This window comes from Saccharothrix sp. BKS2 (assembly GCF_047689505.1).
Lineage (GTDB): Bacteria > Actinomycetota > Actinomycetes > Mycobacteriales > Pseudonocardiaceae > Actinosynnema > Actinosynnema lopnurensis.
The window spans coordinates 11738-25812 of record NZ_JAUQOL010000005.1 but is presented as its reverse complement, the minus strand read 5'-3'; the positions used below and the strand labels follow the sequence as shown (position 1 = coordinate 25812).

General features: G+C 74.0%; 14 protein-coding genes. 2 read left to right on the top strand and 12 right to left on the bottom strand.

Annotation, left to right across the window (positions count from 1 at the left end; genetic code table 11):
• Window positions 1-68: 68 nt before the first annotated feature.
• Window positions 69-1115, bottom strand: coding sequence for a LacI family DNA-binding transcriptional regulator (locus Q5530_RS11290; RefSeq protein ID WP_415362119.1), 1047 nt, complete (start codon window positions 1113-1115; stop codon window positions 69-71).
• A gap of 318 nt (window positions 1116-1433) precedes the next feature.
• Here Q5530_RS11290 and Q5530_RS11285 point away from each other — a divergent pair, with 318 nt between their 5' ends.
• Window positions 1434-2459: a substrate-binding domain-containing protein gene (locus Q5530_RS11285; protein ID WP_415362118.1), complete on the top strand. Its 1026-nt coding sequence runs from the start codon at window positions 1434-1436 to the stop codon at window positions 2457-2459.
• Window positions 2460-2530: 71 nt separating this feature from the next.
• Here Q5530_RS11285 and Q5530_RS11280 read toward each other — a convergent pair whose 3' ends face one another.
• Window positions 2531-4168 carry a cellulose-binding protein gene (locus Q5530_RS11280; RefSeq protein ID WP_415362117.1) on the bottom strand — a complete coding sequence of 546 codons (1638 nt, stop codon included), beginning with the start codon at window positions 4166-4168 and terminating at the stop codon, window positions 2531-2533.
• Window positions 4169-4489: 321 nt separating this feature from the next.
• Here Q5530_RS11280 and Q5530_RS11275 point away from each other — a divergent pair, with 321 nt between their 5' ends.
• Window positions 4490-4651 carry a hypothetical protein gene (locus Q5530_RS11275; RefSeq protein ID WP_415362116.1) on the top strand — a complete coding sequence of 54 codons (162 nt, stop codon included), beginning with the start codon at window positions 4490-4492 and terminating at the stop codon, window positions 4649-4651.
• Between the two features lie 3 nt (window positions 4652-4654).
• On the opposite strand, the gene Q5530_RS11270 is transcribed toward Q5530_RS11275, so the two are convergent.
• The 10 genes from Q5530_RS11270 to Q5530_RS11225 all read right to left on the bottom strand — a co-directional run bounded on the left by Q5530_RS11270 (window position 4655) and on the right by Q5530_RS11225 (window position 14013).
• The gene (locus Q5530_RS11270; protein WP_415362115.1) at window positions 4655-5023 is read right to left on the bottom strand and encodes a DUF3040 domain-containing protein; all 369 of its coding nucleotides are present in this window, start codon (window positions 5021-5023) and stop codon (window positions 4655-4657) included.
• Window positions 5024-5267: 244 nt separating this feature from the next.
• The gene (locus Q5530_RS11265; protein ID WP_415362114.1) at window positions 5268-5870 is read right to left on the bottom strand and encodes a TetR family transcriptional regulator; all 603 of its coding nucleotides are present in this window, start codon (window positions 5868-5870) and stop codon (window positions 5268-5270) included.
• Entirely contained in the window at window positions 5867-7264 is a 1398-nt protein-coding gene (locus Q5530_RS11260; RefSeq protein WP_415362113.1) for an FAD-dependent monooxygenase, read from the bottom strand. Before Q5530_RS11260 ends, Q5530_RS11265 begins: the two co-directional genes overlap by 4 nt.
• A gap of 76 nt (window positions 7265-7340) precedes the next feature.
• Window positions 7341-8204, bottom strand: a complete 864-nt coding sequence (locus Q5530_RS11255) for a hypothetical protein (RefSeq protein ID WP_415362112.1) — start codon at window positions 8202-8204, stop codon at window positions 7341-7343.
• Window positions 8204-8557, bottom strand: coding sequence for a type VII secretion target (locus Q5530_RS11250; RefSeq protein ID WP_415362111.1), 354 nt, complete (start codon window positions 8555-8557; stop codon window positions 8204-8206). The genes Q5530_RS11255 and Q5530_RS11250 overlap by 1 nt, the downstream gene beginning before the upstream one ends.
• A gap of 15 nt (window positions 8558-8572) precedes the next feature.
• Entirely contained in the window at window positions 8573-9094 is a 522-nt protein-coding gene (locus Q5530_RS11245; protein WP_415362109.1) for a YbaB/EbfC family nucleoid-associated protein, read from the bottom strand.
• Between the two features lie 107 nt (window positions 9095-9201).
• Entirely contained in the window at window positions 9202-10053 is an 852-nt protein-coding gene (locus tag Q5530_RS11240) for a hypothetical protein (RefSeq protein WP_415362108.1), read from the bottom strand.
• A gap of 205 nt (window positions 10054-10258) precedes the next feature.
• Window positions 10259-10978 (bottom strand): spermidine synthase, encoded by a 720-nt coding sequence (locus tag Q5530_RS11235; RefSeq protein ID WP_415362107.1) that lies wholly within the window; start codon window positions 10976-10978, stop codon window positions 10259-10261.
• A 303-nt stretch (window positions 10979-11281) separates the two neighbouring features.
• Window positions 11282-12712, bottom strand: coding sequence for an RICIN domain-containing protein (locus Q5530_RS11230; protein WP_415362106.1), 1431 nt, complete (start codon window positions 12710-12712; stop codon window positions 11282-11284).
• A gap of 164 nt (window positions 12713-12876) precedes the next feature.
• A complete protein-coding gene (locus tag Q5530_RS11225; protein ID WP_415362105.1) occupies window positions 12877-14013 on the bottom strand; it encodes a substrate-binding domain-containing protein in 1137 nt (378 codons plus the stop codon).
• Window positions 14014-14075 lie beyond the last annotated feature (62 nt).

Sequence of the window (14075 nt, the reverse complement as noted above, 5' to 3'; positions counted from 1 at the left end):
AGCACTGTTCCGTTTGGCAAGGACGCGGGGCGGTCCCGTCAGGGCCTGCCGGTGGCCGTCGGCGCCCGTCAGTGCTCGTCGGCGCCCGGCGGCGCGGTGCTGGCGCGCACGACCAGCTCGGTGGCGAACATCGAGCGGTACCCGGTGGCGGTGGCGCCCCGCGCGAGGTCGATGACCACCCGGGTGGCGGTGGCGGCCATGTCGCGCAGCGGCTGGCGCACGGTGGTCAGCGCGGGGATCGCCCAGGTCGCGGTGGGCAGGTCGTCGAACCCCACCACGCTCAGGTCCCGCGGCACGCGCAGCCCCAGCCGGTGGGCCGCCTGGTAGACGCCGATCGCCTGGGCGTCGTTGAACGCGAAGACGGCCGTGGGCGGGTCGGGGAGGGTGAGCAGGTCCAGGCCGCGGGCGAGGCCGTCCTCGAGGTGGAAGCCGCCCACCCGCACCAGGCCGGGGTCGACCGCCACGCCGGCGGTGTCCAGCGCGGTGCGGTAGCCGTCGAGCCGCGCCCGGCTCGGCAGCGACGAGGGTGGTCCGGTGATGGCCGCGATGCGCCGGTGCCCCAGCCGCAGCAGGTGGCGCGTGGCGGCCAGGCCGCCGCCCCAGTTGTCGCCGGAGGTGGAGGGCAGCTCCGGGCCGGGTTCACCGGCGGGGTCGACGAGCGCGAGGGGGATGCCCCGGCTGCGCAGCTGTTCCTGCTGGGCGGGCGTGGGACCGTCCATGACGGCGACGACCCCCGCCGGACGCCGGGCCAGGACCGCCTCGATCCAGTTGCGGCCGGGCACCCGGCTCTCCTGGAGCTCGGAGACCACGAGCGCCAGTTCGTGCTCCACCGCGACGCGTTCGACGCCCTTGATGACCTCCATGCCGTAGGCGCCCTTGATCTCGTGCAGGACGAGTTCGACGAGGGTGGGGCGGGCGCCCTTCCTCGGCCGGCGGTAGCCGTACTCGTGGATGATGTGCTCCACGGCGGCCCGGGTGTCGGGGGCGACGTCGGCGCGGCCGTTGACCACCTTCGAGACGGTGGCCGTGGAGACCCCGGCCAGGCCGGCGATCTGGGCGATCGTCGCACCGCCGCGGTCGGAGGAGCCCGGCGCGGGCCTCGACGCCGGGGTCATGCGCGGGCCTCTCCTTCCGTGAGCGGGGAGGCGTCGGCGGTCGTGGTCACCCACCGTGCCCGCCTGAAGTTTCGGGCAATGCCCCGAAACGTGTCAATGCCACCGGCTCGCGCGGGCCGCGTCCGCGGCGGAAGCCCTTGGCGCGGCGAAACTTCCGCGCAACATCGCGTCTCAACGGGCGCTCGCCGGTTCGCGTCGTACCGTGGGTGTGCCGGGGTGCGGTCACCCCGGGCCGACCAGCCGGGCCGGCCCGACCAGGGTCCCGCGCCGCCGTCGTTCTTCGTCGTTCGTCAGACCATCTCGCGGACAGGGACAGGCATGAGCACGTCGCCGCAGTCGTGGAGCTCAGGTGCGCAGCGGGTGCCGGACCAGCGGGTCGGCACCCCGGGCGAGCCCGTCCTGGCGGGGCTGGGCACGTCGTCGGCCGCCGGTGACGCCCGGTCGGGCGGGGGAGGGGCCGCGGAGCGCCACCCGCACCGGACGGCGCCCGACCGCCTGCCGACCCGGCCCTCGCTGCTGGAGCTGGTGTTCGACCACATCCACTCCGAGTGGGCCATGGAGATCATCCGCGGGGTCGAGCAGGTGCTCTCCGCCGAGCAGGCGGCCCTGGTGCTCTCCGAGCTCGGCGGCGACCACCGGCCCCGCGACGACTGGTTCGACGACCTGCTCGACCGCCGGCCGCTCGGCGTGGTCCTCGTGGTGGTCGAGCTGGGCGACGGGCAGCGCAGGCGGCTGACCGCGGCCGGCGTCCCGTTCGTCTTCGTGGACCCCGCGGAGGAGCAGCCGCCGGGCGTGCCCGTGGTGGGCTCGGCGAACCGGGCGGGCGGCGAGGCCGCGACCCGCCACCTGGTCGAGCTCGGGCACCGGCGCATCGCGGTGATCTCCGGGCCGATGAGGTTGCCGTGCAGCCGCGCCCGCGTGGAGGGGTTCCGCGGCGCCTTGGCCGCCGGGGGGCTGTCGGCGGCGCCCGACCACGTCCGCTACGGGGAGTTCCGCGCCACGAGCGGCTACCGGCACGGCCTGGAGCTGCTGGGCCGACCGGACCGGCCGACCGCCGTCTTCGCGGGCTCGGACTACCAGGCGCTCGGCGTCATGCGCGCGGCCCACGAGCTGGGCCTGTCGGTTCCCGACGACCTGTCCGTGGTCGGCTACGACGACCTGTCGATCAACGAGTGGAGCGGTCCGCCCCTGACCACCGTGCGGCAGCCGCTGCGCGACATGGGCGCCGTCGCCGCGCAGATGGCCATCACCCTGGCCCGGGGGCAGCGCCCGCCTTACGAGCGGATCGACCTCGCCACCGAACTCGTGGTGCGGCGGAGCACCGCCCCGCCCCGCCACCCCTGACGACCCGGTGACGCCGGCGGGGGTCCGGTCGCCCGGACCCCCGCCGGCGTCACCGGGTCGTCATCCGGTCGTCAGCCGGCCCGGCAGGAGAGGGCGGGCCAGTTCCAGTTGCCGCCGTGCTGGACGGTGAAGCCGAACACGTTGCCGTTGCCGTTGGGACGGGCGGTCATCACGTTGCCGGCGGAGTTCCAGCTCGCGCTGGTGTTCCAGGTGGCGATGACCTTCTGCGGGGACGACAGGGTGACCGTGACCACCCAGTCGTCGGTGCCGGAGACGGTCACCTGGCCGTTGAAGCGGTCGCTCCACTTCTGGCCTTCGGCGTAGGTCGCCGTGCAGCTCCCGCCGCCCGGGGGGTTGCTGGTGGTCGTGGTCGTGGTCGTGGTCGTGTCGGTGGTGGTCGTCGTGCCGGTGGTTGTGGTGGTGGTCGTGGTGGTGCCGCCCGGACCGTCGGTCAGCGTCGGGGTGGTCCAGTCGCGCCACTGGGAGAGGTTGCCGGTGGCTTTGCTGTGCATGGTGATGCCGCCGGTGAAGCTGCCGGTGTTGCGCAGGAACTTGCCGATGGCCTGCTGGAGCGGGGTGCGCCACTCCGACCGGTTGGCGCAGTGGTTGCCGTCGGAAACGTTGGAGTGGTAGAGGATGTTGTTCTGCGCGCCGAGTGCCTTGTAGACCTCGGCGCCGCCCAGTGCGGCGACGCTGGCGGACCTGGGGCCCAGGTTGGCGATGTGGGGGTTGTCCATGATGAACAGGCCGCGTGGGGCGACCATGGTGACCAACGAGTGGGTGTCGATGGGCAGGCCGTTGGGGTTGCCGGTGTAGGAGCCGAAGGCGTCGCCGAACCACGGCTGCTCGCCGTAGGCGCTGGAGAGGGTTTGGCCGCCTTCGGCGTTGACGCCGCGGTAGATGGGCAGGCCGGCGGTGCCCGACTCGATGGGCATGGTCAGGGCGATGCGCTGGTCGAACACGCCGGCGGCGAAGGCGCCCTTGCCGAAGCGCGAGCAGCCGGTCACGCCGATGTCGGCGCGCAGGACGTTGCCGCCGTTGGACTCGATGACGTCGATGATGCGGGACACGCCCCACGCCCAGGCGGCCAGCAGGCCGGTGGAGCTGGTGTTGCCGTAGATGCTGTAGAACGCGCCCTGCTTGTTGTTGCGCGGCGTGCCCTCACGGCCCACGGAGTACGGGTCGAAGCTGATCACGGCCGCGCCGGAGGAGCGGATGGTGGCGGTGTCGCCGCCGAAGCCGCCGTAGACGATCACCGCCGGGAACGGGCCGGTGCCGCTGGGCAGCTGCACGGTGGCGGAGAACCCGGCCGTGCGGCCGTTGTGCGAGACGTTGACCGTGATGCCGGAGCCGGAGACCGTGCCCGTGACGCTGGTGGGCTTGGCGGGCTTGTCGCCGTAGACGTAGCGCTCGGCCGTCTCCCGGATCTCGGCCCGGCGGCACCGCCAGTCGGCCTTGGTGCCGATGCGGGTGCCGTTGACGCGGGTGAACGGGTCGGGCAACCGCGAGTTCGACGGGGTCGACCCGGGCAGGGTCACCGGGCAGTCCGCGCCGTCGTCCTCCACCGCGGCGATGGACACGTCACCGGCGGCGGTCCGGAGGGGCGTGGTCTTGGCCGTCGCCACCAGCGCTCCGGCGAGCGTCAACGCCGCTATCGCCAGCATGATGACCGTCGAACGGATTTTGAAGCGACCCAAGCTGATGATCACCGGTGCTCTCCTTTGAGACAGGTGGGTGGTAGGTCGCGACCGCGACCGCTGATCACGTACCGACTGCCTAAAGTTTCGGACCGATTGCCGAAAGTTGTCAACACCGCTGCGTCTCATCTGCCGGTGGTGCGGCCGAATGCCTTGCTCGGGCACGGGAAGATGGTGCGGCAAGCCCGGTTTCGGTGTCCCGAAACTTTCGGCAGGTGTTGTCCAGCGCGGTTCATCACGCGGTGGTCCCCACGGAGATCGCTACCGTTGCCCTGGCCCCCTTGGGGTCGCGGTCGGCGCGACGGGGCTCGGCCACGGAGGACAGGAGCGGTGATGGCGGGGAAAGCGGCGGTGTTCGGCCTGGTGACCCTCGTCCTGATCGCCGGCGCGGCGATCCAGCAGGGGCCGCGCGCGGCGGTGTTCACGGGGCTGGGGTGTGCCCTGGCGGGGGTGGTGCTGCTCCTGCTCGCGCGTTACCGGACGGGCGGGCGCTGAGCGTCAGGCGTCGCGGCGGTTCGGGCCGTCGGCGTCCGGCGGGAGGGGTTCGCCCGGTCCGGGGGCGGTGCGCGGCCGGGTCAGGGAGCGCAGGCGTCGCGCGAAATCCGGGTCCTCGGTCTCCAGCCGACCCTCGATCGCCCGGAACAGCTCCCGCTCCCGGGGGCTCAGCACGACGGGCGCCAGGAGGAGCGCGGCGCGTCCCGACCCCGCCACGCCGCAGCGGTGGTGGGGGAGCCGGTCGCGGAAGCGGCGCTGCGCGCCGAACCCGGCGGTGACCAGGCCCGTGGCGAGGGCGGTGGCCACCGGTGGGGTGCGGGTGAGCGAGGCCAGCAGCAATCCGATCAGCACGAGCCACAGCGACCACCGCATGTCGGCCCCTCCCCTCGCCCCCCGGCTCGGCGGCCGACACCTCGGCCGCCGTTCCCCTTGATGCTCTCCTGGCCGGGCGGTGGGCAAAAGGGGCGAACGCGGCCGAGCGGAAGCCCCGTTCCTTGCCGGACACCGGCAAGCAGCGACTCCCCGGCCGCAGGACTGCGGTTCCCGCTCGGGAAGTCGGTCCGCCGCGCCGGGGTTCAGGAGTCCGGTGCGCTCGTCGGTGGTGGCGGCGCGCCGTTCAGGACCGCTGTCCCGAGCCCAGGGCCGCGAACGCCTCGTCGACCAGGTCCCGCAGGTCCCGCGCGCCCCCGCCGTCGACCCAGGCGTTCAGGGCGGTGACGAGGGCGGCGGTCGTGGCGGCCGCGATCACCCGCAGCCGCAGGTCCACCCGGACCCCCTCGCGCTCGGCCAGCGCTCCGGCCAGCAGCGATCCGGTGGCGTCGGTGTTGAGCCACTGCCGCGCCCGCAGGGCGGGGGTGGTGACGATCAGGCGGGTGCGGGTGTACAGGGCGTCCCGGTCGGAGGCCAGTACCGCGTCCAGGCCGGTGCGCAGGGCGGTGCGCAGCGCGGTGACCGGGTCCTCCCCGGCGGGCCGCTCGCGCACCAGGGCGGCGATCAGGGGGTCGTAGTCGTCGTCCTCGACCACGGCTTCCTTGGTGGGGAAGTAGCGGAAGAAGGTCATGTGCGACACGCCGGCCGCGGCGGCGATCTCCTCCACCGTCGTCTCGTCGTAGCCCTGGGCCAGGAACAGGCGCAGCGCGTGTTCCCGGATCGCGCGACGGGTGCGCGCCTTGCGCTGCTCGCGCAGTCCCCCGGCGGGCCGGGTCTGGTCCGTGGTCACCGGTCAAGCATGACCGCCAGCGCTCGGCGCAGCGCGTCCGGCTCGGCCCGGCCGCGCCACGCGAGGTGCCCGTCCGGGCGCACCAGCAGCGCCTCGCCGTCGCGGTGCACCTCGCGCACGTCGCCCAGCACCTCCCGGGCCACCGGCGCGCACCCGCTGTCCGGCGGGGCCGCCAGGGTCCAGCGGAACCCGGTGAGCCGGGCGGCCCCGGCGACGCGGTCGCCGACGCGCGGTCGTCGGCCGAACGGCGAGCGGGCGTAGCCCGTCCTCAGCTGCGACGCGTGCTCCCAGACCAGCCTCCGCACCGGCGGGAGCCCCAGGAGCGGGAACAGCACCCGGTCGCGCACCGCGCGGGCGGGCGCGGACTCGCCGAGCACCAGGCCGGTCAGGCCGCTGGTGGAGGCCAGCACGTCGGACGCGACCGGCCGGCGCTCGGCCTCGTAGCCGTCGAGCAGGCCCTGACCGGCCCGGCCCGGGACCACCAGGGCCAGCCGCCACGCCAGGTTCTCCGCGTCGCCCAGACCGGTGTTCATGCCCTGGCCGCCGAAGGGGCTGTGGACGTGCGCGGCGTCCCCGGCCAGCAGCACCCGGCCCCGGCGGTAACGGTCGGCCAGCCGCCGGTGGATGCGGAACACCGACGTCCACACCCACTCCGCCGCCGGCCCGATCCGCAGCCCGGCGTGCCGCTCGGCCAGGCGCGCCAGGACGGCCGGCACGTCGGCAACCAGGGTGCCGGGCGCGGGCGCCATGAACCGCCACACCCCGCCGGGCAGCGGGAAGGCGGAGAACATCCCGCCACCGCGCACCCACACGCCCACGGCGTCGCGCGGCAGCGGCAGGTCCACCCGCGCGTCGCCCAGCACGAAGCCCTCGACCAGCGACACGCCGGGGAACCCGATGCCGGCGGCCGCGCGCACCACGCTGTGCGCGCCGTCGCACCCGACCACCCACCCCGCGTCGACCGGGCCGGCGGACGTGGCCAGCACGACGCGGCCGTCCTCCCGCGCCAGGCCCTCGACGCGCGTGCCCCACTCGACGCGGACGCCCAGCCCGTCCAGCCGCCGCCGCAACCGGGCCTCCACCTCGGCCTGGGACACCAGCAGACCGGGTCGCCGCACCAGCTCCGTCGGCTCCCCGACCCGCAGCTCCCCGACGCGGCGGCCACCGACGTGGACGACCACCCGTTCGACGCCCACCGACCGCTCCGGCAGGTCGCCCAGGGCGTCGAGCCGGTCCAGCACCTCCGCGCCGCGCGGTTGCAGGCCCAGCGCCCGCGACGTCCGGGCCGGCCCGTCCGCCGCGTCCACCACGCGGACGGGCACGCCCCGCACCGCCAACCCGCACGCCGCCGCCAAGCCGGTCGGTCCGGCGCCCACCACCACCACCACTGCCATGAGGGTAGTGTTAGTCACTAACAAGTGTTAGTCAATAACAGTTCGCCGCGAGCCCAGTCGGAACGGGCGCCGGATTTCACGCCGGTGCGGTCGCCTGGCTCTTCTTCAGCTCGTTGAGGGCGCGCCAGAAGCCGTCGAACAGGTCGCGCAGCTGGACCAGCCAGGTCAGCGCGCTCGACAGCGCCTTGCCCAGCGCCTTGAGCATGTTCGCCACGAGGCGCACCACCTGCGCGATCTTGGCGGTGGCCTGGGCCACGACCACCGGCGCCGCCGCGCCCAGCGTGCAGGCCAGCTCGATCGCCCAGCTCACCAGCGCGCCCGCCAGGGTCGCCAGCAGGTCCCGGATGGCCACCCGGATGCCGCCGACCACCTCGGCCATCGCCAGGGTGATGCCCGCGATGCCGTGCGCGCCGCCCGCCGCGCCCTGGGCGATGCCCGCGATCGCCTCCGCCTTGCGCAGGTAGCCGTCGGCGGCGTCCCCGGTCCAGGAGGGCACCCCGCCGCGCGCGGTCTCCCGGAACTCCTCGCCCAGCGCGAGCATCTCCTGCTCGATGTTGGTCCAGGTCTGGGCGTAGCCCTTGACCATGTCCGGGTTGCCGGTCACCGCGTGCAGCGCGGCCCGCGCCGGCTCGACGTGCTCCAGCATCCAGGAGAACAGCTGCCCGGCGACGTAGGCGATCGGGTCGACGGCCGCGCTCGCCACGTCCAGGGCGCCCGCCGCCACGCCGGAGATGATCAGGCCCAGGTCGTTCTGGTCGATGCCCTGGGCGATGGTCCACCCCGCCTCGAACGCGGTGATGCCGGTCATGAAACCGGTGCCCTGCTCGGCGTCGGGCGCGCCCATGTTCTCCAGGGGGTTGAGGTCCTGGAGGTAGTTGTTCCGCAGGTCCGACCGCTCGTCCACCAGCGGGTTGGTGCTGGAGCCGTCCACGTCGACCATCAGTTGCCTCCCCCGACGCGCGGCGCCGCCGACACGGCCTCCAGCGACCTGACCAGCGCCCGCAGCACCGCCGAGACCTTCTCCTCCGCCTCGCGGTAGGTCTTCGCGGTGTCGCCGAGGTCGGTCACCAGCTGGCGCAGGCTCTCCGAGGTGGCCTGGAGGGTGTCCACCCCGCGTTGCTGCGGGTCCTTGAGCAGGTCGGCGAACGGCCGGCACAGCAGGCCGTAGGCGTCGTCCAGGCTCGTGACGTGGCGGCCCGCGTCGGTGGCGGTGTCCGCCCGCGTCGCGAACCCGTCGAGCGCGCCGGCCTGGGCGGCCAGCTCCCCGGAGTCGACGGTGAACCCGTCTCCCATGGTCCTTCACCCTCCTCAGCGCAGGAACGACCGGTCTTCCCAGCCGTCGTCGGGTCCGTCGCCGCCCGGCGGTCGGCGCGGTGGCGGCTGCGGCGGCGGCGCGTCGTCCTCGACCTGGCCGATGCGCAGCTCCCGGTGCACCTCGCGGCCGGCGTCCGGCTCCACGACCTCGTCGGGGAACCGCTCCCGGTACTGCGCGACGATGTTGCGCGCGGGCGCGTCGTCCACCGGCACGGTCGCCGCGACCAGGTCCTGGACCTGCTGCCGCAGCTTCGCCTGGGCGTTGCGCATCGCGGCCATGACCTGGGCCGAGATCGCCGCCGGCTCGGCGCCCCGCGCGCGGTCGGTCAGCGCGATGTCGGTGGGGACGCCGTTGCTGTCCACGGTGACCCGGGCGGTGCCGTCGGGCGACGAGGCGCTGGCGCTGGTGGCGTTCATCTGCTGTTGCAGCCGCAGGTACCGCTGCGCCCGCTGCTCAAGACCGGCGGCCCACCTGTCCAGGTCCTCCGCCGCCTTCGCGGGGTCGGGGTTGATCACAGGAGTCCTTTCCGGATGGTCGCGGGACGTCGTCGCGGTGGTCGTGGCGGGTTCGCACGCTAACCGCTCGCCGGTGACCTCGCGGGCTTTTCGCCAGGTTCGCCCGATCAGGGGGTGGCCGGCCGCCGCGCCCAGCGGTTCCGCCGGGTCAGCACCAGCTCCCGCACCAGCGGGGCGTCGTCCACGGGCAGCACCCACTCGCCGGCGGCCGTGCGCACCAGCAGCGCGGGGCCGGGCGGGGCGTGGAGCACGGTGCCGTCCGGGAGCTGGAGCCAGGTCACGGGGGTGGGGCGCGGCGGCAGCGCGATCACCACGACGTCGCGCAGGTGGGCGAAGGGCACGACGCGCTCGGCGCGCGGGCCGGCGCCCCGGCCCCGGTGCAGGCGGGCGGACCAGGTGAGCCGGTCCTCCCCGACGTCGAGCCGCGCCGAGGCCAGGTCCGGCGTGGCGAGCGCGAACCGCACGGCGAGCGTGAGCGTGAGTTCGGTGGCGCCCAGCTCGGGCACCACGGGCGTGGTCAGGGCCCGGTTCGCCCGGTGGGCGAGGACGCAGGACGAGATCGCGCACGCCCAGGCGACGACGAACAGCACGCCCGCGGCGGCCCGCCCGCCGGAGGAGGACGAGTGCGAGAGCGCCAGCCCGGACCCGGGGACGACGCCGAGCAGCACCTGGCACCCCGCGACGAGGAACGCCGAGGCCAACCAGGACGACGGCTCCGCCGACCCCCGCCGCAGCCGCAGCACCCCGACCCAGGCCGCGGCCACCGCCGCCGACACCGGCAGCACCGCCCACCACGACCCGGCCACCACGGCGAACACCGCGCAGACGCCCGCCACGGTCCACGGCAGCACCACCGCCGACCACCGCAGCAGCCGCGTCGTCCGCGCCCACCGCGGTTGCAGCGCCGCCACCGCGCCCGGGTCGGTCACACCGGGGATCGCGCCCGGGAGCACCCTCATGCCGCCACCGCCCGCGGGGGCCTGGACCACCGGGTGGTCCGGTGCGGTGAGGGCCGGCACGTCGACCGGAAACGCATGGGGTCCTCCGTCCACGTCGAACAGCCCACCGCGGTCACGAGTGGGTGTGCCGACCGGACTCCTCGACGTCGCGCGCCAAGATGCCGCACCGCGGGGTGCCGGCGCAAACCGGGGGTCCGGCCGGCGGTCACCCGGCCGACGTGGTCGCCAGGTAGACGGTGCTGGTCGCGTCGCGCCCCTGGAGGGGGTTGGGGAAGCGGACCACTTCGGCGACCGCGTGGGCGAAGTGCTCGGCCAGCGCTGCGGTGTAGCCGTCGTCGGGGGGTTCGTTGGACCACAGGGCGAACACGCCGCCGGGGTGGAGCCGCTGGGTGAGGCGGTGGATGCCGGGGGAGCCGTAGAAATCGGCGTTGTCCGGGTGCAGCAGGTGCCGGGGCGAGTGGTCGACGTCGACGACCACCGCGTGGAAGCGCCGGTGGGGCGTGGCCGGGTCGAGCCCGTCGGCGGAGCGCGCCAGGGCGAAGAGGTCGGCGTGCAGGAGCGTGCAGCGGGGGTCGCCGGCCAGCTCGGTCCCGCCGGGCACCAGGCCCCGGCGGTGCCAGTCGATGACCTCGGCGAGCGCGTCGACGACCAGCAGGGACCGCACGCCCGGGTGCTCCAGCACGGTGCGCGCGGTGTAGCCGAGCCCGAGACCGCCCACGAGGACGTCCAGCGGCCCGGTGAGGCCGGCGAGGGCCTTGCGCGCCAGCTCCACCTCGGAGACGGTGAACAGGCTGGACATCAGGAACTCGTCGTTGAGCTTGATCTCGTGGACCTCCCGGTCGAAGACCGGGTCCCAGCGGCGGCGCAGGACGAGTTCGCCCAGCGGTGTCCGGCGCCAGTCGAGCTCCTGGAAACGCGCACCCATCCGGTCGTCCCTCTTCCCTCGTCGGTCGTTGCCGAGCACCGCGGTGGTCCTCGGGGACCGAGGCCGGGCGGCGCCATGATCGCAGCAGCGGCGCGCGCCGGTCGCGGGGAGGCCGATCGCAAGGTGATCGCGAGGTCGGGGGGCGGTGGTCGGCCGGCAGTCGGCAGCCCGCCGGGTTGCACGTCCGTTGTGGACACCACCGGCCCGCCGGTGGTGCGGCACGTCTGCGCGGGTGCCGCACCGATCGGGAGCACGGGGGAACCGGGGCGGGCGGTCGGGACCACCCGCCCCGGCACGCGCGCGTCAGGCGTTCGCCCTGGTCCACTGCTGGTTGTTGCCGCCGTTGCAGGCGTACTGCTTGATCAGCGTGCCGTCGGCGGTCGAGGCGCTGACCACGTCCAGGCACTTGCCGCTGTGGCGGGCCACGACGCGGACGTAGCCGTTGCCCGCGTCCTGCAACTGCCACTGCTGGTTGGCGCCGCTGCCGCACGTCCACTGCCTGACCACGGCTCCGTCGGCGGTGGAGCCGGCGTCCACGTCGAGGCACAGGCCGCTGTGCCGGGCGACCAGTCGGTAGTGGCCGTCACCCGTGCTCTGCGCCTCCCACTTCTGGTTGTTGCCGCCGTTGCAGGGGTACTGCTTGACCTGCGCCCCGGTGACCTGGCTGGAGGAGGGGACGTCCAGGCACTTGCCGCTGTGCCGGGCGGCCAGCGCGTAGGCGGGGGAGGACACCGGGGTCACGGTGCCCGTGGCGGTGTCGATGGTCAGCCGGGACGCGTAGCTCATCGACATGGTGGTGCTGCTGGGGAAGCTCAGCGGCAGCCACACGTACCGGGAGTCGTTGACCCGGCCGTCCCAGGCGCCGGCCCACCGGTCGCCCAGGTACAGGTAGGAGGTGGTCTGCGAGCCCTGGACGGGCAGCACGAACGCGGTCTGCGAGTTGTAGGCGGTACCGTCGCCGACGTTCGCCAGCGCGCTCCACGTGCCGGCCACGCTGCTCGCCGTGGCGTACTTCTGCTGGTTGGGGGCCCAGCCGGTGGCGCCGGAGGTGAGCAGGAAGTACACGCCGTTGCGCTTGAACAGCGCGGGCGCCTCGCGCCAGGAGCCGGGCCACAGCACGTGCACCCTGGTGCTGACCTGGCGGTAGTCGGCGGTGAGCCGGTAGATGTGCAGGTCGGCGTTCTCCCGGGCGGCGGAGATCATGTACCCGGTGCCGTCGTCGTCGCGGAACAGGGTGATGTCGCGCGACATGTGGTTCAGCGGGCGGAAGCTGCCGTGCCAGGTGTAGTCCCCGTCGACGGTGGCGGAGCTGGCCACGGCCGCCCTCGCCTCGCCGTAGTCGCTGCCGTTCTCCTTGTGCATCCACATCACGAAACGGCCGGTCGAACTGTTGTAGATCACTTTCGGTCGTTCGATGTTGGCCACCGCCAACTCGGGGTTCGACGCCTGGGTCAGCACGTCCTTCCGGAATTCCCAGGTGCGCAGGTCGGTGGACCGGTAAACGGAGACCGCGCGGAAGGTGTTGTCCGCGTTCCGGTTTTCGCCGAACCAGTAGTAGTGCTGGTCCACCTTGATGACACCGCCGCCGTGCGCGTGCACGACCTGCCCGGACGTGTCGGTGAACTGCGTTCCGTTGGCGATGGTGACGGGAGCCGCCTCGGCCGGTGTGACCAGCAGGGCGCTCCCGAGCAGGACCGCCGACAGCACGGCGGTGGAGCCACGGCGTTGTGGCACGGCAACTCCTTGCAGGGAGGGTGTGTGATTCCGATCTCAGTCAGGTTAAGAGGACATGACCGACGGCAGCAAGGGGCGAAGTGAAAAATAGGACACGAGCCAGCCGTGATCAGGTCGCCGGAGAAGAAAAACGGAAATCGGCGCAGAGAAGCGAAGAAAAACGTTCAGGGACGGTTGCCGGTGGCCTGGCGCGGGGTTCGCGCGGGGACGCCGGTCGAATCCCGTTCGAGCAGTTCGGAGCTGAGCACGACCCGGCGGACGGGTCGGTCCGCGCCGTGCGCCAGGCGGTCGAGCGCCAGGTGCACGGCGGTGCCGCCGATGGCGTACTTGGGCGGGCGCACGGCGGTGAGCGAGGGGTGGGCGAACCTGGCCACCTCGTCGTCGTAGGCCACGACCGCGAGGTCACCGGGCACGCGCACGCCCCGCTCCTCGGCCCGCTGCACCAGCGACACCGCCTCCCGGTCGGAGTGCACCACGAGCGCGGTGGCGCCCTGCTCGGCGCACAGGTCCAGGACCTGGTCGACGTCCACGCCCCAGCCCGGCTCGTAGTAGGCCGCGACGAGCACCTCCGGGGCGGGCGGGAGGGAGAGGTCGGCGGTTGCCCGGTGCCAGCCGTCGCGGACCTGGCCGGACGTGGGGCTGCTCGCGCTGACGACGAGCCCGATGCGGCGGTGGCCCTGGCCGTGCAGGTGGCGCACCGCCAGTTCGGCGCCCGCGGCGTGGTCGGTGCGCACGGACTCGACGTGCCGGCGGTAGGGGCCCGACACCGCGGAGCGCTCGACCAGGACCACCGGCACGGCCAGGGCCGTCAGCCACGAGACGAGCTCCTCGGCCTCCGCGCCCCGGGTGGGCGGCGCGACGAGCAGCGCGTCCACCGCGCCGCTGCCGATCATCCACTCCGCCTGGTGGCGCACCTCGTCGACCCGGTAGGACGCGCCGCGCAGGACGAGCCGGGCGCAGTTCTCCTGCGCGGCGTCCTGCGCGCCGCGGATGACCTCGGGCCAGTAGTAGTCGAGCGAGGGCACGACCATCCCGATGGCGGGCGTGGCGTCCGGCCTGCGCCCGGGGAGGGCGGCGGACGCGCCGGTGACGAGCCTGACCCCGCCGTGCACGCGCTCGACGAGACCTTCGCCGGCCAGGTCGTTGACGTCCCGCCGGACGGTCACCGGCGTGACGCCCATGATCCGGGCGATGTGGGTGATGCGCAGGACGCCCCGGCCCGCCAGGTGCTCCAGCAGCCACTGCCGCCGCGCGGCGGGCAGCATCGCGCCCCTGGCGTCCGCTCCGGGTGTGTCCGCCATGACCGCCTGCTCGTCTCGGATTGGTGATCGAAACTGATCGTAACAACAAACCGTACAGTCTT